The sequence below is a fragment of the Coxiella endosymbiont of Dermacentor marginatus genome, from assembly GCF_907164955.1.
Taxonomy (GTDB): domain Bacteria; phylum Pseudomonadota; class Gammaproteobacteria; order Coxiellales; family Coxiellaceae; genus Coxiella.
Genome location: NZ_OU015521.1, coordinates 290,495 through 313,445, shown reverse-complemented (window position 1 = coordinate 313,445; position 22,951 = coordinate 290,495). Strand labels below are relative to the sequence as shown.

Here is a 22,951-nt window from a genome sequence, read left to right as displayed (position 1 = left end):
ATCCAAATCATTTTCAGAAGATATGATTTATTGTAATGCTATTGAGGATAATTTTTCTTTATAGCAGTTAAAAATTTTAAAGTAGACTGCTTTTTAAAAGCATTTGTCCGTTTGACAGACTGACACCTCTGATTTATATTCTAGATCTTATTAATTTTATTGGTTAGGCAAACGTTTATGAAGCAAACTTATCAACCCAGTAAATTAAAACGAAATCGCACGCACGGGTTTCGAGCACGCATGGCTACTAAGAGTGGTCGACGAATACTGAATCAGCGCAGAGCAAAAGGAAGAAAACGCTTAGTAGGTTGATGAATTATAATTTCTCAAAGAATTGGCGAATTCGTACTACAGCCGAATTTCGGCGCGTTTACTCAGAATGTCAAATTTTGTCTGGACACTACTGTTTTCTCTACTATTGGAATAGTAATTTCAACTACTCTCGTTTAGGAGTCGTAGCTAGTCGAAAAAACTTAAAAAAAGCAGTAATGCGAAATCGCATCAGACGAATAGTGAAAGAAAATTTTCGTTTGCAAAAGCATCGCTTACCTTCAGTAGATATTGTTTTTATAGCAAAATTTCGATCAGGGGAAGCAAGCAAAAAAGAGTTGCATGAATGTATAAACCAATTACTCCATCAATTGATTATACTGTCCGAAAGGTCCTGCTTAAAATGATTAAAATTTATCAATATATTATAAGCCCCTATATAGGAAACGCTTGTCGTTTTTATCCAAGTTGTTCTTGTTATGCTAAAATCGCTTTCAAACGATTCAATATAGTGAAAGCGATTTATTTAACCATTTTTCGGCTCTTAAAGTGCCATCCCTTTCATCTAGGAGGAGTAAATTTGGTCCCTGAAAACAATAAAAAGTTAATGTAGTTATATAGTAATGGATATTAAAAAAGCAGTTGTATACATCATCGTTGCCTTTTTAGCTATTGCGATTTTAAACACCTGGATGCACGATTACCCGCCTGCTCTCAAGCAGTACTCTACAAAATTAGTGAATGCGAAATCGAACGGAAAAACATCTAAAGACTATATCCCACCAACATTCAACCTACTGGATAGAAAAGAAAAAATTAGAAATAAAGCAGCTCTCCACTCCAATTTGAATCAAGAAAAAATCTCTGAAAAACAATTAGTTACTATTAAAACAGATGTTTTAGAATTAAGCATCGATACTTACGGAGGAAATATTGTCTCAGCTAAATTGCTTAAATACCCAGTCTCATTAGAAGAAAATCAAAATCCAATCCAAATTTTAAATGATAATACTGATCATCTTTATATTGCTCAAAGCAGCTTCACTAACTTAAATAGAGGGGCGCCTATTCACTACACAACACAAAGAAGCCAATATGAATTGGCTGATAATCAAAATGAACTCATTGTTCAATTAACAGGTCAGACAGCGTCTAATGGCCTGCATATTATAAGAACCTATACTTTCCATCGCAATAATTATGCAGTTCAAATTACTTATCAAGTGCATAATAATACAAAAAAACTTTGGGAAGGCAGTCTCTATGCTCAAATTACTCGACGAGAGCCTTCAGTTAAACATCACCATTTTTACATGCGGAGTTATAATGGTGCAGCCATCTCCGGTCAGAAAATGCTTTATGAAAAGATCACCTATGCAGCGATGGATAAAAAAGATATTGATCGTATTTCAAAAAATGGTTGGATTGCTATGCAACAACATTATTTTTTAAGTGCTTGGATTCCAGGCAATCCAGATCTTACTTATCACTATTACAGCCATGTAATTCACTCTAAGACCAGTAGTAGCGCTAATCTTTATGTCATTGGCTTTACGAGTCCAAAAATGATAGTGGAATCGGATAAAACAGTTGTAGGTCATACAGTATTTTATGTCGGTCCAGAGATAGCAAAACAATTAAAAACATTAGCACTAGGCCTAGATCGAACCATTGATTATAGCTGGTTGTGGCCAATTTCTACTCTGTTATTTTGGATAATAAGTGCCATTCATGTCGTGGTTAAAAATTGGGGATGGACTATTATTCTAACAACAATCCTTATCAAAATTGTTTTTTATTGGTTTTCCGCAAAAAATTTCCGATCGATAGCTCGAATGCGTGAAATGCAACCCCGTTTGCAATCTTTAAAAAAGCGTTATGGTGATGATCGACAAACATTGAGTCAAACCACCATAGAGCTTTATCGTAAAGAAAAAATTAATCCATTAGGCGGTTGTTTACCCATGCTAATTCAGATTCCGGTTTTTATCGCATTTTACTACGTAATTATTGAAAGTGTGGAGTTACGCCAAGCACCATTTATTCTTTGGATCCACGATTTGTCTGTAAAAGACCCCTATTATATTCTACCCATTTTAATGGGACTTAGTATGTTAGCTCAGCAATGGCTATCACCAACCTCATCTGATTTTACTCAACAAAAAATGATGTGGATTTTACCAATAGTCTTTACTGTATTTTTTATTAATTTTCCTGCTGGACTTGTATTATATTGGTTAACTAACAACGTAATGCAAACTTTTCAGCAGTGGCATTTCAATAAAACCTACGAAAATCATAAAGCAAAGTTAAAAATTCGACGTGAAAGAAAGAAGAAGTAAAGATTTTATTTTCTCTCTTGCGTCTGCTGCCCTAACTTTCGCGTCTTTTATTCTAGCTTCGACAAGACTTTGTGTGTCCTCAAAGGAGGATAATTTAGGGTTGTGTTATAATCTATTTTTCTTAGTTATGTTTGAGATTTCTCATGAAACTATTGTCGCATTGGCAACTCCTGCAGGTCGAGGAGGGATAGGTATCGTCCGTATTTCTGGTACTAATACACCTTTTATTGCTAAAAAAATAATGGGGTTTGTTCCAAGACCGAGACATGCCACCTTGAGTGTATTTAAAGACTTTGACGGATCTCTCATTGATGAAGGGGTAGCTTTATATTTCCCCAAACCTCACTCTTTTACGGGAGAAGATATCTTGGAGTTACAGGGACATGGTGGGCCAGCAGTTATGGATCGGCTTTTAAAAAGCACCATAGAAGCAGGAGCTCGATTAGCACGGCCTGGAGAATTTTCTGAAAGAGCTTTTTTAAATAACAAAATTGATTTGGTTCAAGCCGAAGCTGTTTCTGATTTAATTAATGCTACCTCGGCACAAGCAATGCGTTCAGCAGTTCGCTCTCTTCAAGGAGAATTTTCTCAGCAAATTACTATATTAGTAAATAGATTGATTAAATTACGTATGTATATCGAAGCAGCTATCGATTTTCCTGAAGAAGAAATTGATTTTTTGACTGATGGTGTTCTTCAAAAAAAGCTAGAAAAAATACTAAAAAATATTCAAGAAATTGAAAAAACAGCAAAACAGGGAGCACTATTGCGGGATGGTATTACCGTTGTTATTGTTGGTAAACCTAATGTAGGTAAATCCAGTCTATTGAATTTATTAAGTGGACAAGAAACAGCAATTGTTACAGATATTGCAGGTACTACTCGGGATATTTTGCGAGAATCAATTCATATTGATGGAATGCTAGTTCACATATTAGATACAGCAGGATTGCGAATTACTGAAGATATTGTAGAAAAAGAAGGTGTTAAGCGAACTAAAAAAGCTGTTGAACAAGCTGATCTTATTTTGCTAATGGTAGATGCTTCTCAAGCTTCATCAAGAACAATCAAAAATACGTTATCTGAGCTTTTTTCAGAAAATAAAAGTTATATTCCAATCACTATTGTGGAGAATAAAATTGATTTGATAAAAGAAAAATCTTCCAAAGAAAGAAGTGATTACACACGAATTAAACTTTCAGTTAAAACTGGTGCAGGCATCGAAATTTTAAAAGCACACTTAAAAGAAATAGTTGGATTTGAAATGACAAATGAAAGCAATTTTATCGCCAGGAGTCGTCATTGTGATGCCATTAGAAGGAGTAAAATGTTTCTTCAGAGTGCGTATAAACAATTAACTCAACAAAAAGCAGGTGAACTCGCAGCAGCAGATCTTTTTCTAGCTCAGAAAGCTCTAACAGAAATTACAGGTGAATTTACGTCTGATGATTTACTTAGAAAAATATTCTCCGAATTTTGCATCGGCAAGTAAAGAAATAATTATTTTAATAAGATTTTTAATAAGATAGTAAACTTGCTAAAATTTGTTGAATGAAAAATATTGCTCAACAATTCGAAGTCATTGTAGTCGGGGGAGGGCATGCTGGTACTGAGGCAGCCCTAGCATCTGCACGTATGGGTGCTCGAACTTTATTACTTACTCATAACATCGAAACAATTGGCCACATGTCTTGCAATCCCGCAATTGGAGGAATTGGTAAAACCCAATTGGTTAAAGAAATTGATGCTCTAGGTGGGATTATGGCTTATGCAGCTGATCAAGCTGGAATCCACTTCCACACCCTTAATTTACGTAAAGGCCCAGCTGTTCGAGCAACCCGGGCTCAAGCCGATCGCATTCTCTATAAAGCAGCTATTCGCCGAACATTAGAAAATCAGCCAAACCTTTGGTTATTTCAACAAGCGGTAATTGATTTAATTGAAGAACACCATCGAGTAAAGGGTGTTGTCACTCAGATAGGTCTTTGCTTTTATGCTCCTGCAGTCATATTAACAGCAGGAACCTTTTTAGGTGGTAAAATTCACATCGGTATGAAAAACTACAGCGGTGGTTATATGGGCTCCCCCACAGTCATTACCCTCGCTGAACGATTACGGGACATGTCTTTTCGAGTAAAACGGTTTAAAACTGGAACACCTCCGAGGATCGATGGGCGAACTATTGATTATTCTCAACTGGAAGAGCAACCTAGTGATCAGCCTACACCAATAATGTCCTATTGTGGCAAGATTAGTGAGCATCCGAAGCAAATGTCGTGTTTTATTACTTATACTAATGAAAAAACCCATGATATTATTTACTCAGGATTAAAGACCTCCCCGATTTTTTCAGGGGTTATTCAAGGTGTGGGGCCACGCTATTGTCCTTCTATTGAAGATAAAGTAGTGCGTTTCCAAGATCGTCTTTCACATCAAATCTTTTTAGAACCAGAAGGATTAGATACTCCTGAAGTTTATCCTAATGGAGTTTCTACAAGCTTAGATTTTGATATTCAAGTAGATTTTATCCATAGCATCAAAGGATTAAAGAACTGCCACATTACTCGTCCTGGTTACGCCGTAGAATATGATTATTTTGATCCTCGCGACCTAAGATCTTCTTTAGAAACAAAGAATCTTCCTGGGCTTTATTTTGCAGGACAAATAAATGGTACCACAGGTTATGAAGAGGCAGCAGCACAGGGTCTTATTGCCGGAATTAATGCTGCTTTGCAAATTCGGGAGTGCAAGCCTTGGACACCGAGGCGTGACGAAGCGTATATTGGAGTTTTAATTGATGATCTTATTACTCAAGGCACCACAGAGCCCTATCGCATGTTTACGAGTCGTTCGGAATATCGGTTATTGTTACGTCAAGACAATGCTGATTTACGACTGACCGCAAAGGGACGAGAATTAGGATGTGTAAACAATGTCCGATGGGAATCTTTTATTCACAAAAAGGAAATGATTAAAAAAGAACAAAAACGATTGAAACAATATTGGGTTAGACCAAATACGACCATTGCACAATCCATTGAAATACATTTTCAACAGACGTTAAAACGAGAACATCGTTTGTTAGATCTCTTGCGCCGGCCAGAAATCACTTATTTTCAATTAATGAGTATTGAGAGTTTAGGGCCTGGAATTTCTGATGCGATAATAGCTGAGCAAATTGAGATTCAAGCAAAATACGAAGGCTATTTAATTCATCAGCTCAAGGAAATTGCTCGTCAGAAAAAATATGAAGATATGGAAATTCCCGAGTCAATAGATTATAAGGAAATTGCTGGTTTATCTAATGAGGTGCGCCAAAAATTAATAGAAATTAAACCTACCACAATTGGGCAGGCTGGACGTATCCCCGGAGTTACTCCAGCGGCAGTTTCCTTATTGCTTGTTCATCTAAAAAAAAGAGGAGTATTATGAGCACTCCGCTTTTTCCGCTCTTTTTTATGCCAATGTCTTTCCTGGTTTAAAAGTTGTAAAGAGAAAAATTAAGAAAAAAATTTGGGTTTTTAAATAATATCTTGAAGAGTTACGGAAAATCATACCTAATTTTCTTATTCACCTCAAAAAATAGAATCTGATTTATAAACCTTGCACGAGGTTGTGAATCTTGAGTTCATGATGGGAATGAGAGCTCATTCATAGAATTAATGAAACGTTGTATTTTGTTAGTTGATATGAATCTGCGGATTGTAGCGCTGTATGGGTTTGAGAAAGTTGGTAGGTGGATTATTTTTTTTCAATTAATACGGTCATTTGACAGTCTAACTGTGCAACAGAGTGTGTTTCTAACCGAAACGCGATCCACCATTCTATCAAATAGTGATCCTTATCGCAGCTGAGAGTCGCCCGTTGAAAATCTGGTCAAAAAGAATTTTCTTTATACGATTTTATTTTGACAATTATACCCTTTTTCAATACAGATATTATGCTTTACGGTTATTCTTAAAATACTTCGCTTAACGAAAGAAGTCAGATACAGTGTTAAAACTATGAATCATACTAAATTTGAAAGATACGCTGGCTTATTTAACCTTAACGGAAAAAATATGATGTATCCTATCATAGATATTATTATAATAGACGTCATATATAGTACAAAAGCAAGATAGGGGATTGGATATTAGGTGGATTAAGTGAGTTAGAATAAATGAACACTAATTGAAATTAATTGTACAAATACATCATTTTTGAGGGCAGTGAATTAAAAAATTACTAACTGAATAAGGAACTTTAGGGGAGCTAGCTTGTTCGATTTACTCATAAAGAAACATCATGAACTATTGTTTTAGTCTCTTGACATCTTATCTTAAAGTAATCATCTGATGACTATTCATTAGCTGAGCTGAATCAAATTTCCATCTTTATTTACCCAATTTTTAATGAAGTGGTTATGGGGCATATCTAAAATCTATCTCGCTGATTAAAAATATTCAAGAAACAGAATTTGAATTTCACAAAAGTAGCTTATTTTCAACGATTCGATTACTAAAAAATCTACTATAGCCCATGAAGCAGTAGTTGAAACTGTAGATAAATTCTATGAAGCATTACTTTATTTAAAAACTTTAGAATTGAATTCTGATGTCCGCACTCAACTGGATTCGAATAAAGTCATATTGGTCCGTTTCGAGGTTTTAAGCGTTGTAAGAATTTCGTCAAAATGATATTTTACGAATAAAAAGATTGTAGCAAATGGTCTTATGTGTAAAACAGAAAAATTAATTCGTTAATTTAAGAAAGTAATAAAGTGAGATACTTTGAATCCCGACGGATCCTGATGATAGTTAGCTTGCAAAAGGATTGATCTGAATAAGCTTGGGGGCTTAGATTTGCAGCTCAGTATAATTCAAAATTTATAGGAAAATTGTTTCATGTGTCTTAAGTAATAATATCAGCGAATCGGTGAGGATTTGAGAATGAATACGATAATAAAGGTGATTTACTTCTAGGGACAAAACTATAAATTCAAATTTAATTTGAGCTCGTTGCTGTTACTTAATTAATTTTTAATTAGATTCAGGAACTAATTACACAGCCTGATTTTTTACTCTCGAAGCCTAGTTAGATTTTGATTTAGTAAGTTTAAAGATTAGAAAATTGCAGCTTAGAAAAGCCGAATTATTTAATCGTATCGAGAAGTTAGGTTTGTTAAATTAGTTTAAAGTTATTAATGAGAGAAATATAATGATCAAAAAACCTTATAGAAATAAGGAAATTTGGTGAAGCAAAAGCGTTTGCTAACGATTCAGTGCATAAAGGATTAATGCTTGAAAAACCGTCGCCATTGTGTTCTTCCTACTTTATATTCTTCCTACATATTCTTGCTACTTTTGAATGAATTTTTTATGATTTTGATTTTCAGGCACTCTACTTACTAGAAGACATTCATGTTCTTCTTTATCCTCCATTTCGTATGGATTAAATTGAAGATTGTGCAAAGCACGAAGTAATTTATATTAGAAAATGTGAATACCCAATTCTAATAACTTTCAATAATACTATACTCAGTTAGGTAAATTATTTAAGATTTCGTTCTTACTTAATTTAAAAGTAACTGCGGTAAACACGGTGTTAAGTGGGGCTAAATAACAAAGATAAAAAATTGGTTCCTGAGAAATTAGTTAATCGTTTCAGAAATTAAAAAATTTTTTAGCTACACTAAGCTACACTATATTAAATAGTCATCATGATTAATTTTATAAATGACATTATGTTTAATTTTTATGGAAGGAAAAGAAAAGATTAATAACAATATAAAGATTTGTGTCTCAAATTATTCGAATTATATCAATATTATAATTTTAAAGATGCTGATAAAAGTTTTATTAAACATTTAGATTTACTGATTGTCGATTGCATTGACTTTTATAGGTGAATTTTTTCTGGAAGATTAGCCATTACTGCAATAATAAAACAACTAGAAACTATCAATCGAACTATAATTAAGATTGGGCTAATTTTTGATTATTTTACCGAAAGTAGTCAGTAATAAATTGGTGCGAACTTCATAATAGGGAACTGATTTTGTTATAGTGGCAAAGGAATATGAGTTACTCTTTACAAGTTTAACCTTCTGAAGTTATTGCTGATTGTAAAGGATAGAGAAAACTATGAAAGATAATTTTTATAGGATTACCCCTTTGCGCTTTTACTTTTTGAGTTGTTATTTTTTTATTATCGCTCTGTTTCTGCTTGTCATACCAGGATTGATGAGAATAAATTTCAGTTTCAGATAGAACCGCGTAAGATTTCTCTTTATATTTTTTAATCGTGGAATTTGTGAAATTTATTTAAAGTAGAAAAAGAGAACCATCTAAAATAATATCATTCATAAAAATTATTAGACAGCTTTCCTTTCTTTTGTAAGGGCAAAGTATTGTCTATTGAAATATAATGAAATTAATCAATATATTAGCTACTAATATTTCTTTTTACTATAATCATCGTAATGTTTTCTAGTTTCAATAGCATTGCGTAGTGTCCCGTGGACATTGCAGAACTATCTTCTTTATATTTTTAATACTCTTAATTAATTTTTATGATTCTATATCTGTTTCCATTTATTCCAAAGACGCGAAAGAAAAATTTTAGAGATGCTAATATATCAACCTACTTTATCGACTTAGATTAAGGAATCACATTTCTGAAGTAATGTTGCTACTCCTTCTAAAAATCTATATACTCGGAAGGTCTAATCGTTTTTCGGTGACGGAAGTGTTTGTACATCAAAAGTCTCCTTCTGATAAAGCAGCACAGTCCATACGCTTAATTGCTTATCGGTTAGTTGGGCTGCAAGCAATAGTCATTGTTATCGTTGCCTTTTGGTGGTGGATCAAAGGACCAGGGGAGGGATTATCTGTACTTTTAGGAGGCATGGCTTGCCTGTTGCCCAGCCTTTATTTTGCTCGTCGTTTGTTTGATACCACAAGCCTTCAAGCAGTTAAACAACTCATGGTTAATTTCTATATAGGAGAATTGATCAAATTGATACTAAGTGCTGGACTAGTAATTATAATTATCCTATATGTCCCAGTCTCTATTGTATCTTTTATCATTGGATTTGTAGGAGCTCAGTTTGGATTTTGGCTTGCACCATTAGTTATTTAAGTTTAGATAGAATTTTAATGAATACACAGATTAACTTGACACCAGCGGAATATGTTCAGAATCATATGGTCCATTGGACACTAAACCTGCATAATCTTACATTCACGAATGGAGGTTTTTGGACACTTAATCTTGATACTCTCATTGTTTCTATAGTACTCGGCCTCTTATTTCTTACTCTCTTTTATATGATTGCACGGAATGCAACAGTAAATATCCCAGGAAAATGGCAAAATTTTGTGGAAATGGTTGTGGAAACAGTCGATAAAACAGTTAAAGGTTCTTTTCATGGTGATCGGAGCTTAGTAGCACCTCTAGCACTGACTATTTTCATTTGGGTGTTTTTAATGAATTTTATGGATCTTATACCCGTTGATTTAATACCCCACTTATTTCATTTTATTGGTATAAACCATTTCAAAGCAGTCCCTACAGCAGATTATACTCTAACCTTTGCTATGTCGATTACCGTTTTTATTTTAGTTATTTTTTATAATTTTAAAATAAAAGGTGCTATTGGTTTAGGGAAGGAAATTTTAAGCCAACCGTTTGGCTGGTATCTTATCCCTATTAATGTGATTTTTCGTTTGATTGATGAAGGGGTTAAACCGATTTCCTTAGGATTGCGGCTTTTCGGAAATCTTTTTGCAGGGGAATTAATTTTTATGTTAATTGCATTGTTACCCTGGTGGAGTCAGTTTACATTAGGCATAGTTTGGACGGTATTCCATTTGTTAGTGATCACAGTTCAGGCATTTATTTTTATGATGCTGACGGTTGTGTATATCAGTCTTGCAGCAGAATCACATTAAATTAATAAATATAAAGAGGAGAAATTAATGAATATCGCTCAGTTAATCTCAAGCGTGCAGGGGTTTTCAGCGATTGCAGCAGGCTTATTTATTGGGCTTGCAGCAATGGGAACAGCTATCGGATTTGGTATACTCGGTGGGAAGTTCTTGGAAGGGGTAGCTCGACAGCCTGAATTATCGACTATGTTGATGATTCGCATGTTTTTAATGGCAGGATTAGTGGATGCATTTGCTGCCATCTCATTGGTAATGGGGTTGATTTTGATTTTTGCTCGAAATCCATTTTTGAATGTCTTAATGGAAGCTGTAGGAAAAACTACTATTGGTCAATAACTGAGCTTAATTTTTGGTGTGTAAATATAAAGTAACAGGGGTAAGTTAAGAATGGATATTAATGCATCGTTGATTGTGCAATTGTTTGTTTTCATAGTATTTGTTGGACTTACAATGAAGTTTTTATGGCCACCAATAATAAAAGCCCTTGAAATGCGCCGTAAAAATATTGAGAATGGATTATTTGCTGCGAAAAAAGGCTATAATGAACTTAAGCTTGCAAAAATTAAGGCAAAAGAAGAGCTGATAGAGGCAAAGGCACAAGCAGCTCAGATAATTGAAAAAGCAAATCAACGCGCAAATCATATTATTGAGTCTGCTAAAAATAAAGCGCACGAAGAAGGAATGCAATTTCTGAAGTTAGCTAAAAGTAACATTAAACAAGAATACAACACAGCAAAGATTGAATTGCTTCAGCAAGTATCTGACATCGCTATAGCAGGTGCTCAAAAGATTTTGCAACGTGAAGTAAATAAAGCTAGTAATGATCATTTAGTCGATGAATTAGTTAGTGAGATTTAAGGATGGTTGCGCATTTAAAACTTGCAAGGCCTTATGCCAAGGCACTCTTTATGGAAGCTAAAGAGAATGATCAATTGACCTCTTGGTTGGTAATATTAAATGTCCTTGCAAAAATTATTAAAAATAGATCAATAGGTTCAGTGATTGATAATCCTAACATTTCAGATGAAGAAATAAAAGATGTATTTCTTAAATTGCTTCACGAAATTGAACCAAAGACTATCCATGTTGTAAAAGAGAAGTTGAGAAATTTTCTTCAATTGCTGATAGATGGAAAAAGATTAATTGCTTTACCCGATATTGCTTTGTTTTATAGTAAGATTTTAAATGATTATAAAGGGATAACAGAAGCCGAGGTTATATCAGCTTTCCTTTTAAGTAATAACCAACGGAAACAAATTAAAAAGAAACTAGAAAAACGATTTAATGCCAAAGTTAAATTAAAAATCACAACTGACGAATCTTTGGTGGGAGGCGCTATTGTTCGTGTCGATAATTGGGTTATAGATGGTTCTATCAAAGGAAAGCTGGCCCGATTGATGGAAAATTTAAAGAGGTAGGTAATGTTTATGACAAGGCAATTACGAGCAGCTGAAATTAGTAACATTATTAAATCGCGTATTGAAAGATTCAGTATTAAAGCTGAAGAACGCACAGAAGGTACTATCGTTAGCCTCAAGGATGGAATTGTTCAAATTTATGGGCTACGTGATGTCATGTTTGGAGAGACGATCAGATTTCCGAAAAATACCTTTGGTTTAGTATTTAACCTCGAGTATGATTCTGTCAGTGCGGTTGTAATGGGTCCGTATAAACATTTAGAGGAGGGGATGGCAGTCCGTTGTACTGGGAAAATTTTAGAAGTTCCAGTAGGTGAAGCTTTATTAGGACGAGTAGTAAATGCTCTTGGTGAACCTATTGATGGAAAGGGTCCTATTGACACTATACTTACTTCCTCGATTCAAAAAGTCGCGCCCGGCGTAATTACTCGAAAATCCATAGATACACCTTTGCAAACTGGGATTAAATCAATCGACGCGATGGTTCCCATTGGTCGTGGTCAGCGAGAATTGATCATTGGTGACCGTCAAACTGGAAAAACTGCCATTGCTATTGATACGATCATTAATCAAAAAAATACCGGGGTGAGATGTATTTACGTTGCTATTGGGCAAAAGCAATCTTCTGTTGCAGCTGTTGTTCGAAAATTAGAAGAACATGGGGTGATGGGATATACTATTGTCGTGAATGCAAGTGCTTCAGAAGCAGCTGCTTTACAATATTTAGCACCCTATGCGGGATGTTCAATGGGAGAATATTTTAGAGATCTCGGGCAAGATGCGTTAATTATTTACGATGATTTAACTAAACAGGCCTGGGCATATCGTCAAATATCCCTTTTATTACGTCGTCCGCCAGGACGTGAAGCCTATCCTGGTGATATCTTCTATTTGCATTCCCAATTATTAGAAAGAGCGGCTCATGTTAATGAGCAGTATGTAGAGCAATTTACAAAGGGAAAAGTAAAAAATAAAACCGGTTCGCTTACTGCACTACCTATTATTGAAACCCAAGCAGGTGATGTTTCGGCGTTCATTCCAACAAATGTGATATCCATTACAGATGGCCAAATTTACTTGGATGTTAATTTATTTAATGCTGGTGTTCGTCCTGCTATTAATGCTGGTTTATCTGTCTCGCGAGTGGGCGGTGCCGCACAAAATAAAATTATTAAAAAATTAATTGGTGGATTGCGGATTGCTTTAGCGCAGTATCGAGAATTAGAAGCTTTTGCTCAGTTTGCTTCTGATTTAGATGAAACTACTCGTAAACAATTACAGCACGGCCAACGAGTAATGGAAGTACTAAAACAACCTCAATACCAGCCTCTAAGCGTTGCGGAAATGGCTATTTTATGGTACGTCGTGAATAATAATTATTTAGATGATGTAGAGTTGAAAAAAGTAGTAGATTTTGAAAAATCTTTACTGAGTTTTTTACATGATCATCAGAATCAAGATTTATTAGACGAAATTAACAAAAATCCAAATTATTCTGAACAAGTGATTGGAAAAATTAAAACTGTTATAGAGGAATTTAAGGAAACACAAATTTATTGTTAATATCAGATCTGAATTAATTTTACAATTATGTCTAAAACACGAGAAATACGTAGCAAGATTGCTAGTATTAAAAACACAAAAAAAATTACGCGAGCAATGGAGCTTGTGGCAGCAAGTAAGATGCGAAAAGCACAGGATCGCATGGAAATGTCTCGTCCTTACGCCAACAAAATTCGCAAAGTTATTAGTCATGTAGCTGTAAGTCATTCTGAATATATTCATTCTTATTTAGAACGGCGTGAAATAACTCAGCGCGTAGGTTACATCATAGCAAGTAGCGATCGAGGTTTATGTGGTGGATTAAATATTAATTTATTTCGCACCACTGTAGCAGAAATGAAAAAATGGAAGGAACGGAATATTGAAATTGATTTATGTATTATTGGCCGTAAAGGTAAGACTTTTTTTCAGCGTCATGGAGGAAATGTTATAGCTATATCGGATTATTTAGGCGATAAACCCAAAGTACAAAATATAATCGGGTTAGTAAAAGTGATATTAGATCGGTTTAATGAAAAAAAAATCGATGCTATTTACATTGCTACCAATAAATTTGTAAATACAATGATCCAAAAACCGATTATTCGCCAACTGCTCCCCTTGATGATTGATAAGAAAAAGTTTAAGGAAGGTTATTGGGATTATATTTATGAACCCGACGATGCCTCTAAAGATTTATTAGAAATGTTATTAGTGCGGTATATTGAATCGCAAGTGTATCAGGCCATCATTGAGAACATCGCTTGTGAACAAAGTGCACGCGGAGTGGCTATGAAAAATGCGACAGAAAACGCTGGACAATTAATTGATGAGCTGCAGCTAATGTATAACAAAGCACGTCAGTCTGGAATAACGCAAGAAATCGCAGAAATTGTTTCAGGTGCTACAGCAGTGGAATAAATTGAGAAAAATGAGGTAAAGCAAATGACAATGACCGGTACTATCACCGCAATTATCGGCGCTGTGGTTGACGTGGAGTTTTCGCGCAAGGCTGTTCCTAAGATTTACGATGCCCTTCAGGTTATTGATAATCACTTAATATTGGAAGTTCAACAGCAGCTGGGAGATGGTGTAGTCCGCACTATTGCTATGGGAACTACCGAAGGATTAAGACGAGGTATCACTGTAGTAAATACCGAAAGACCGATTGAAGTCCCAGTGGGAGAAAAAACGTTAGGGCGTATTATGAACGTCTTAGGAGATCCAATTGATGACGCTGGTCCTATCAGTGCAAAAGATCGATTTCCTATCCATCGTTCTGCCCCCTCTTTCATCGAACAATCGAGTACTACGGAATTATTAGAAACCGGAATTAAAGTGATTGATCTACTGTGTCCTTTTGCAAAAGGGGGAAAAGTTGGTCTTTTTGGTAGCGCAGGTGTAGGTAAGACTGTTAATATGATGGAATTAATTCGTAATATTGCTATTGAACACAGTGGTTATTCAGTTTTTGCCGGTGTAGGAGAACGGACTCGAGAAGGGAGTGATTTCTATCATGAAATGAAAGAATCTAAAGTACTAGATAAAGTAGCTTTAGTATATGGACAAATGAATGAACCTCCAGGTAACCGATTACGTGTTGGTTTGACCGGACTTACCTTAGCGGAAGCCTTCCGAGATGAAGGTTGTGATGTATTATTATTTATTGATAACATTTTCCGTTACACATTAGCAGGTGTAGAGGTTTCCGCGCTTCTTGGTCGTATGCCATCCGCAGTCGGTTATCAACCAACATTGGCTGAAGAAATGGGTGTACTCCAAGAGCGAATTACCTCTACTAAAACAGGCTCCATTACTTCTATTCAAGCGGTATATGTACCTGCTGATGATTTAACAGATCCTTCACCAGCAACTACTTTTGCTCACCTAGATGCCACGATAGTACTTTCCCGTCAAATAGCCGAACAGGGTATTTACCCAGCAATTGACCCCCTTGATTCCACTAGTCGGCAACTTGATCCGTTGCTCATTGGTGAGGAGCATTATCGAGTTGCGCGAGGTGTTCAAGAAACGCTTCAAAGGTATGAAGAATTGAAAGATATTATAGCTATTTTAGGAATGGATGAACTTTCCGAAGACGATAAGCTTTCTGTCCGTCGAGCTCGTAAAATTCAACGCTTTTTTTCTCAACCTTTCTTTGTTGCTGAAGTATTCACAGGAATTCCGGGTAAATACGTTGCGCTGCGCGATACCATTCGTGGGTTTAAGGGTATTATTAATGGGGAATATGATGATCTTCCTGAGCAAGCTTTTTATATGACTGGAACGATCGAAAAAAGTAACTGAAGAGGTGAAGTCTTTAATAATATTGCAAGTGATTTCGAAACGTCTTTTCTGAAAAATCATAAGGAATGATAGTCGGTAGTCACTGAAGGAAAAATTTCTAAGTTCAGATATTCGAGAAGGAAATTTGGAAATTATTTGACTCGTAGAAAATTATGACTAAAACAATGCAATTAGAAATAGTTTCAGCTGAAGCGGCTATATTTAGCGGAAGAGTTGAAAAAATTATTGTCACAGGTAGTATAATGGGCGAGCTGGGAATCTATCCAGGCCATCGGCAGCTCTTAACCTCTTTGAAGCCAGGACAAATCAGTACAATTTTAGAAAACGGTAAAGAAGAAGTGTTTTATATATCTGGAGGAATGTTAGAAGTCCAGCCGGAAGTTGTAACCGTTTTGGCAGATACAGCTTTACGAGTTGCTCATTTGGATGAGGTCTCTGCGATTGCTGCCAAAAAAGAAGCAGAGCAAAAATTGAGTAATCAAAGGATAGGAATCGAATATTTACGCGCAATGACAGAGCTAGCAGAAGCTACTGCCAAGTTGCGAGCCATTCAGATGATTCGTAAACGCGCAAAAGGTTAAATATCCATAATGGTAGATGTCGAATGAGATTAATCGTCGTTATTTTAGCAGCGGGTAAGGGAAAGCGAATGGCGTCGAGTATTCCAAAGGTCTTGCACCCATTAGGTGGGATCCCTCTTTTAGAGCGCGTGGTGAAGACGGCACAAACTTTAGATGCTGATAGAATTCATGTGGTCTATAGTACTGATGATGGACGTCAGATCCGAGAAAAATTAGGTTACTTGTCCGTTAATTGGGTCGAACAAGAAAAGCAATTAGGCACAGGTCATGCCTTGTTGCAAGCTATCCCTCTTTGTTGGAATAAAGATCGAATTCTCGTTTTATATGCAGATGTTCCACTCATTTCTTCTCAAACACTCAGATATTTATTACAAAGCACGCCTACTGATGGACTAGGATTGGTCGTTACTGAATCACCCAATCCTCATAGTTTTGGACGAATTATTCGTGATGAATATGGAAATATCATCAGAATTGTTGAGCATAAAGATGCGAACGATCAACAACGAAAAATATGCGAAATTAATACTGGTATTCTGACTGCTTCAACAGAGAATTTAAAAAACTGGTTATCTCATATAATCAACAATAATCGTCAAAAAGAATACTATCTTACGGATATGATAGCTTTAGCGGCGACTATGGGCTGTTCTATAAAAAGTATTAAGCCTTCCTTTCATGAAGAAGTACAGGGTATCAACGACCGTTGGGAATTGATTCGCCTGGAACGTTATTATCAACGATTAATGGTTAAAAAATTAGTTTTGGCTGGGGCGACAGTGGCCGATCCAAACCGAGTTGATATTCGAGGAGAAAATATTCAGATTAGCCAAGATGTTTTTATCGACGTTAATGTGGTTTTAGAAGGAAAAATTCAACTAGGAGCTAATGTTAGAATTGGCTCTAATGTTATCTTGAAGAACGTTACAGTCGGTAATGATGCAAAAATTTATTCAAACAGCATTATTGAAGGCGCACGTATTGCAGCCCATTGTAATGTTGGTCCATTTGCCCGAATTCGACCTAACAGCGTTTTGAAAAAGGGGGTTAAAGTAGGAAATTTCGTAGAAATTAAAAAAACAATTTTAGGATTCAATAGTAAAGTTAATCATTTAACCTACCTCGGTAATGCCTCAATTGGAAAAAATGTCAATATTGGCGCAGGAACGATCACTTGTAATTACGATGGGGTTAATAAATGGGAAACGAAAATTGAAGATGGTGCTTTCATAGGCTCAAATACTTCTCTTGTTGCTCCATTAACTGTAGGAGAAGAAGCAACCATTGGAGCTGGTTCTACAATCACTCAAGACGTTCTACCACATCAATTGACCCTAGCTCGCAAGCGTCAACATACTATTAAAGGTTGGTTTTGTCCAAAAAAGAAATCCTGAAAAAACATTTTAGCAGGTTATTCTTCTGATTATCTAATGAAATTAATTAACATTAAATCAAGGACGGTTTTTTTTAAAAAAATCACAGCTTTACTTTTAGTTAAAAAAGCATATTGGTAAGTGAAATTTGTGGATTCGAAAAAGAATATCAATTCTGTCTTTCATGAGAAAGTTTTTATTGCTTCGATCGTAAAAATCTAGATAGTACTCATTAAATTCAGCAACACAATTCCGGACGAATTATTCCCTTGTCTTATTTTATATTCCAATTCCAATTAAAAAACTCAGATATTTCTATACAAGAGCACATCTGTAAGATGTTATGTTATGGTCAATAAATATGAAATATCTTACTTCCTACCAGCTTCCTAGCAGGATCGAGAAGTTTATATCAGCATATTATGACAGAGTATAGTCTTGCTTCGTAGATGTAGAGTATCGAGTATCGCTCGCACAAACTCTAAAGCAGTAAGTTACTATTCTTTATGAGTAAAATAGGCATTGTATTCAGAAGGTTTACAATTTCATATCCTAAAGATTGCTTAAAAAGACAGACAATTTATATGTCATTAATTAGGTAATTTTTAATTAAAAAAGTAATTATTGTTATCAACCTAATTGGAAAATAAACCCTACCATAAATACTTCCTATCTGAAAGGGATTTTAGAATCTTCCATCTTAGATCCTTTAAGTCCAGTAAGAGATTCGTAAGGAACATATTATATAAGCTATCGTAACGCCTTAATTCCGGTTTCTAATAATTCCGTCTAGGCTCTCCCCGGTAGTTAACACTTCTCTTTTTCATAGAGAGTGGAGGAAAAAAGAAATACTTGGTTGGATTTGATTTGATTGCCAAAAGGGACTTATTATTTAAAATTAAATAGAAAAACTTGAGGTCAAATATTGTACTAATATAAGGTGAATTACTAGTTCCAACTTCATAGATGCAAAGCTAAGCTTTTAGTTGCTCTTTTCTGTTCTTCTAAGAATTCTTTGCAACGTCATTTTTTATACATGTATTCTTAAAGATTATTGAAGGCTTTTTAAGAGTTTTTCTCTTTTAGAGTTATAGATTTGATAAAATGTAGTGCACTTCGAATAATCTAATCGTTAAATTAATTCAGTTGGATAAAGAATAGCCTCTCTTTTTGGGTTCCATAGTTCTTTATCCAAATCACCGGTATTAACTCATTTTATTTAATCTTCACATCTCCAATCTCTCTTAACTTATTCAATCTATAGATTGATAGATGTGATAGCTCATATTCGTTGATAGTTTTTATTCTCCTTCATAATAAAAGTAAAAATGATTTTAATAGACACATTTTATTATTTAAATAAACACCGTGCTTAAAGCGAGTTATCATATATAATATTTACTTGAGTTATCTTTGTTACAGTGTTCTTAAATATGTGGATTTGACCAAACAGGACAAGCTCAACAGTCTAATATTACAGATGGGTATCAGTCTTTGATATAAACTCAGTGTTTTATCGAAGGATCTTTTACAACAGATATTCTGATGATTATTTTAAATTTGAATGCATGAAGTAGTTCGGCGAAGGTTGTTTTTCACTTTCCGATTCTATGATTCTATAAGGCTGGGCTTGCTCTTAAGGCGGTAACGTATTTCGTTTCAGTAAATTTGCTGTGCTTATGAGGTAATTTATCACCTTTTCCAATTCAGAATAATTGAGGTATACATACGTTTAATTTCGGGTAGTAGTTGTTTTAGGTAATAGCTATCAGTTGTTTCAAGCAGTTGTAAAAATGAAAAATCTCTTTGGAGAATATCAGCGGATGTAGTTATAAAGTATTATTGATGATGTTTAGAGATCGCACGTGGATTTAATGGAACCATTATCATATTCACCAACACTGAAGCAGTGAGAAAACGTCAGAAGTTTACAGTTAATTAGAAGCGAGGAAGAATGTCAAAAGATAATCTTAAGAAGATGGCGGCGCTTAAAGCCATTCGATATATTAAAAATACCGATATCATCGGCATTGGAACTGGCTCCACTGTGAACTACTTTATCGATGCACTTTCTGAGATGAAACAACAAATTGATGGAGCAATAGCTAGTTCTGTTACTACAGAAAAACGCTTAAAAGAAAAAGGCATTCCATTAATTGATCTCAATTCTGTTTCAAATTTGAAAGTGTATATAGATGGGGCAGATGAATTTAATAAACATTTTTATCTTATCAAGGGTGGAGGAGGTGCACTGACACGTGAAAAAATTATCGCTGCTGCTTCAGAGCATTTCATTTGTTTGGTTGATGAAAGTAAACAAATTGATATTTTAGGTAAATTTCCTTTACCTCTCGAAGTTATTCCTATGGCCAGAAGTTTTGTTGCGCGTGAAATTGTGAAATTAAAAGGTGATCCTGTTTATCGTCAAGGGTTTATTACAGATAACGGTAATGTTATTTTAGATGTTTATAATTTAAATATTCTTGATCCAATAGATCTAGAAAGCACTTTGAATGATATCCCTGGCATTGTCAGTAATGGACTGTTTGCTTACCGTCCTGCAGATACTTTAATTGTTGGAACTTCTTCTGGTGTTAAATTTTATAGAAGAGCGCATTAAGGATAACTCATGAGTTTTTATATAAAAAATTGAACTCTTGCACTTCTCACTATCCTAGGTATAAAATGGCTCGATCTGAACCTTATTTTACGGATGCTCTCTGGTTAAAATCTAGTGAGATTTCTAAAAGGAGATTACAAAAAGGAAGTTCTACGTGAAACTGCCACCGGTTTCTGTAAGAGGTGGCCTAAGATAAAGGAAGTTTATCATGTTAGTCCTAACAAGAACGCTCGGTCAACGTTTGATCATTGGGAAAGATGAAAAAATAAAAACTGAAACAACTGAAACCTTGGCACGTGCAATTACCCTCCAGAGCGATTTATCCAACGAAAAGATTGTTATAACAGTTTTGGAAATTCGGGGTAATCAGGTACGAATTGGTATCGAGGCACCGAAACATATCCCAGTTCATCGGGAAGAAATTTATCAGCGTATTCAAAACGAGGAGAGAATAAAAGTATCAGAAACAGAAAAGATTAAGAAAGAGTAGTATGCTTAACGTCTCTTAAAGATCTAAGCTTGAAGTTCAAGATGAAAACACAATAAAATCCTCAATATCATTAGGGAGTAGGAATTAGGAATTAAGATGAATAAAAGAGATTATGCCTAGGCGGCATGTACCTAAACAGAAGAAATATTTTATCTTTTAATAACTTTTAATCATTTTTAATTTTTTCTTTATTAAAAATTATTTTAATTAAAGATGAAGAGAGTAACCTAATTAAGGTATTGGTCTTGAATTTTATTTTCAAAACTAGTCTTAAATAAGCTTTAAAGTATTCATATTTCGGAATTATCTCTCATTAAAAGCTTATAGAATCAAATCAGATTTATTTTTCTATAGTTTTAAACATCTGTATTAATAGAATCTTTGACAAAGTTCAAGATAATTAAATTTAAAAATTTGATTTAATCAGATGGTACATTTGAAGAAAACTGCTCTAAAATTCGCTCATCTAGGAATTGGGATGAAAAAATCATTCAGTGGGAACTCTACTTTTTTTGAGTTTAAGTAACACAGAAATGATTTCATAACATTCATAACAGATTTCTTAATATTTTAAGATAAATAACTTACTGAATAAAGGTTTTTGAAGTTATAGAACTGAATGAAAATCAAATTTGTAAAAATCCGATAAACTTAGATTGATATCCCAATAAAATTGTTTCTTGTCATATGTAGCTTTAGAATTTTTTAAATATCATTAATGCTAAGAAAAACTATATAATGTATGAATTAATTTTACTTTGCCTGGAAAAAGATTGATCTTAGATCATAATAAAAAAGATTTATGTGTTTCATTCATCATATCTTTAGTATGATTTGATTAAGTGGAAGAAGTTATGAAATTTATAAGGAACGTATTAGATCGTCCGGAAGTATTAAAGAGCAAATTTGTTCTTATCAAAGAGGAGTGAGATGGTTTTGATTTTTAGCAATTTCCAGAACAGCCTTTTGGCTATTTTTCTTTAGGGTCTTGATAAAATTTTCCATATTCTAAATAGAAAAAAATTGATAGTTCTAAAATAATATCATAATCAATCAGAGTCTATTTCGATAATAATTTTAACGAAATAGACAGAGCGTAAACATTTCATCAGATTTGTAGATACTATAAAATCATAGAGGGTTTTCGCTTTTATAGCATAGTTTCTCAATAGCTTGTACAATATCTTTGTTATTAAACCAATTAAATCTAAGTAAAGAGATTAGGTTTTATTAGTATTTTCAGTTTTCATAGTAGAGAGAGATATTGCTTAATAAAGGTTAAGATTAATCTAGTCAAATTTTCTGTAGCTAATTTTACTCCACGTAATGTTTGTTCATGAGTAGTTTTTTCTTCCATCATTCCGGAAGCAAAATTGCTGACGACTGAAATTACTGCAACACGCATTCCGCAATGTCGAGCGATAATCACCTCTGGAATAGTAGACATACCCACTACATCCGCACCTAGAATGCGGTAGGCTTTAATCTCGGCAGGTGTTTCAAAAGCCGGTCCCAAGACACCAATATAAACTCCTTCCGGCAAGTTGATAGATAATTGGTCTGCGATTTTGGAAAATTTAATACGAAAAATTGGGTCGTAAGTATCTTCCATACCAACAAAGCGGGGTCCGAAATCATCTTCATTGGGACCCACCAGAGCATTATTAAATTGAAAATTTATGTGGTCTTTTATTAAAACTAAACTGCCTGGTTTAATATCTTCTCGTAAGGAACCAGAAGCATTAGTAGCTAACCAAGCTTCACATCCCAGCAATTTAAAAGTACGGACCATAGTTTTTATAGGATTATTATCAACACCTTCATAGTAGTGAGTGCGCCCTCGTAAGCAAGCTACCGGAATGCCCTTTATTTTTCCTAAATAGAGATTACCAGCATGGCCTTCGATTTTTGGCTTATGGAAACCCGGTAACTGATGGTAAGAAATAATGATGGGTTCTTCAATTTGGTTGGTTAGTTCACCCAAACCTGAACCTAGAACAATAGCCAGTCGAGGCCGAAAATCAGGAGCATGATGTTGAATTTCTTTTAAAGCTTCATAAGAAGCAAGTGTCATTAT

At 34.7% G+C, this 22,951-nt stretch carries 18 protein-coding genes and 1 pseudogene; 18 read left to right on the top strand and 1 reads right to left on the bottom strand.

The annotated features are described in order from the left end of the window. The first annotated feature begins 177 nt into the window (after nt 1-177). The 18 genes and pseudogenes from rpmH (at nt 178) to ONG85_RS01130 (ending at nt 20,874) form a co-directional block, all read left to right on the top strand. Nucleotides 178-312 carry a 50S ribosomal protein L34 gene (gene rpmH / locus ONG85_RS01215; RefSeq protein WP_264435769.1) on the top strand — a complete coding sequence of 45 codons (135 nt, stop codon included), beginning with the start codon at nt 178-180 and terminating at the stop codon, nt 310-312. Continuing rightward, nucleotides 312-677 carry a ribonuclease P protein component gene (rnpA, locus tag ONG85_RS01210; protein WP_264435768.1) on the top strand — a complete coding sequence of 122 codons (366 nt, stop codon included), beginning with the start codon at nt 312-314 and terminating at the stop codon, nt 675-677. The genes rpmH and rnpA overlap by 1 nt, the downstream gene beginning before the upstream one ends. Next, nucleotides 617-883 (top strand): membrane protein insertion efficiency factor YidD, encoded by a 267-nt coding sequence (gene yidD / locus ONG85_RS01205; RefSeq protein WP_264435766.1) that lies wholly within the window; start codon nt 617-619, stop codon nt 881-883. Before rnpA ends, yidD begins: the two co-directional genes overlap by 61 nt. 10 nt (nt 884-893) lie before the next feature. Further along, nucleotides 894-2,612: a membrane protein insertase YidC gene (gene yidC / locus ONG85_RS01200; protein WP_264435765.1), complete on the top strand. Its 1,719-nt coding sequence runs from the start codon at nt 894-896 to the stop codon at nt 2,610-2,612. A gap of 136 nt (nt 2,613-2,748) precedes the next feature. Next, nucleotides 2,749-4,104 (top strand): tRNA uridine-5-carboxymethylaminomethyl(34) synthesis GTPase MnmE, encoded by a 1,356-nt coding sequence (gene mnmE / locus ONG85_RS01195; protein WP_264435865.1) that lies wholly within the window; start codon nt 2,749-2,751, stop codon nt 4,102-4,104. 59 nt (nt 4,105-4,163) lie between these two features. Then, a complete protein-coding gene (gene mnmG, locus ONG85_RS01190; protein WP_264435764.1) occupies nt 4,164-6,044 on the top strand; it encodes a tRNA uridine-5-carboxymethylaminomethyl(34) synthesis enzyme MnmG in 1,881 nt (626 codons plus the stop codon). Between the two features lie 3,234 nt (nt 6,045-9,278). Further along, a complete protein-coding gene (locus ONG85_RS01185) occupies nt 9,279-9,734 on the top strand; it encodes an ATP synthase subunit I (protein WP_264435763.1) in 456 nt (151 codons plus the stop codon). Between the two features lie 17 nt (nt 9,735-9,751). After that, a complete protein-coding gene (atpB, locus tag ONG85_RS01180; protein ID WP_264435762.1) occupies nt 9,752-10,546 on the top strand; it encodes a F0F1 ATP synthase subunit A in 795 nt (264 codons plus the stop codon). Between the two features lie 27 nt (nt 10,547-10,573). Continuing rightward, complete coding sequence (atpE, locus tag ONG85_RS01175; RefSeq protein WP_264435761.1) at nt 10,574-10,879, top strand: F0F1 ATP synthase subunit C; 306 nt, start codon at nt 10,574-10,576, stop codon at nt 10,877-10,879. A 51-nt stretch (nt 10,880-10,930) separates the two neighbouring features. Next, nucleotides 10,931-11,401 (top strand): F0F1 ATP synthase subunit B, encoded by a 471-nt coding sequence (locus ONG85_RS01170; RefSeq protein WP_264435760.1) that lies wholly within the window; start codon nt 10,931-10,933, stop codon nt 11,399-11,401. A gap of 2 nt (nt 11,402-11,403) precedes the next feature. Further along, nucleotides 11,404-11,961 carry a F0F1 ATP synthase subunit delta gene (locus tag ONG85_RS01165; protein ID WP_264435759.1) on the top strand — a complete coding sequence of 186 codons (558 nt, stop codon included), beginning with the start codon at nt 11,404-11,406 and terminating at the stop codon, nt 11,959-11,961. Nucleotides 11,962-11,970: 9 nt separating this feature from the next. Continuing rightward, on the top strand, nt 11,971-13,524 hold the full coding sequence (gene atpA, locus ONG85_RS01160) for a F0F1 ATP synthase subunit alpha (protein WP_264435864.1): 1,554 nt from the start codon (nt 11,971-11,973) through the stop codon (nt 13,522-13,524). A gap of 27 nt (nt 13,525-13,551) precedes the next feature. Continuing rightward, nucleotides 13,552-14,424 carry a F0F1 ATP synthase subunit gamma gene (atpG, locus tag ONG85_RS01155; protein ID WP_264435758.1) on the top strand — a complete coding sequence of 291 codons (873 nt, stop codon included), beginning with the start codon at nt 13,552-13,554 and terminating at the stop codon, nt 14,422-14,424. A 24-nt stretch (nt 14,425-14,448) separates the two neighbouring features. After that, nucleotides 14,449-15,862: pseudogene (gene atpD / locus ONG85_RS01150) on the top strand (F0F1 ATP synthase subunit beta). Between the two features lie 100 nt (nt 15,863-15,962). Beyond that, on the top strand, nt 15,963-16,391 hold the full coding sequence (locus ONG85_RS01145) for a F0F1 ATP synthase subunit epsilon (RefSeq protein WP_264435756.1): 429 nt from the start codon (nt 15,963-15,965) through the stop codon (nt 16,389-16,391). Nucleotides 16,392-16,414: 23 nt separating this feature from the next. Beyond that, nucleotides 16,415-17,785 (top strand): bifunctional UDP-N-acetylglucosamine diphosphorylase/glucosamine-1-phosphate N-acetyltransferase GlmU, encoded by a 1,371-nt coding sequence (gene glmU, locus ONG85_RS01140; RefSeq protein ID WP_264435755.1) that lies wholly within the window; start codon nt 16,415-16,417, stop codon nt 17,783-17,785. Nucleotides 17,786-19,718: 1,933 nt separating this feature from the next. Next, nucleotides 19,719-20,384 carry a ribose-5-phosphate isomerase RpiA gene (gene rpiA, locus ONG85_RS01135; RefSeq protein WP_264435754.1) on the top strand — a complete coding sequence of 222 codons (666 nt, stop codon included), beginning with the start codon at nt 19,719-19,721 and terminating at the stop codon, nt 20,382-20,384. A gap of 208 nt (nt 20,385-20,592) precedes the next feature. After that, nucleotides 20,593-20,874 (top strand): carbon storage regulator, encoded by a 282-nt coding sequence (locus ONG85_RS01130; protein WP_264435753.1) that lies wholly within the window; start codon nt 20,593-20,595, stop codon nt 20,872-20,874. A 1,246-nt stretch (nt 20,875-22,120) separates the two neighbouring features. Here ONG85_RS01130 and ONG85_RS01125 read toward each other — a convergent pair. Then, nucleotides 22,121-22,948: a purine-nucleoside phosphorylase gene (locus ONG85_RS01125; RefSeq protein ID WP_264435752.1), complete on the bottom strand. Its 828-nt coding sequence runs from the start codon at nt 22,946-22,948 to the stop codon at nt 22,121-22,123. Nucleotides 22,949-22,951 lie beyond the last annotated feature (3 nt).